This window comes from Serratia sp. TSO36, from assembly GCF_057808395.1.
The window spans coordinates 1-267 of the sequence record NZ_JBJZOU010000056.1 but is presented as its reverse complement, the minus strand read 5'-3'; the positions used below and the strand labels follow the sequence as shown (position 1 = coordinate 267).

The following is a 267-nucleotide window of genomic DNA, read 5'->3' as shown; positions in this document are numbered from 1 at the left end:
TACTATAGCTTGACACTGAACATTGAGCCTTGATGTGTAGGATAGGTGGGAGGCTTTGAAGCGTGGACGCCAGTCTGCGTGGAGCCATCCTTGAAATACCACCCTTTAATGTTTGATGTTCTAACTCGGCCCCGTAATCCGGGGTGAGGACAGTGTCTGGTGGGTAGTTTGACTGGGGCGGTCTCCTCCCAAAGAGTAACGGAGGAGCACGAAGGTTAGCTAATCACGGTCGGACATCGTGAGGTTAGTGCAAAGGCATAAGCTAGC

General features: G+C 51.7%; 1 rRNA gene. It reads left to right on the top strand.

What is annotated here, in order from left to right:
* Positions 1–267, top strand: a 23S ribosomal RNA gene (locus ACK3CV_RS25425); the annotation flags it as partial.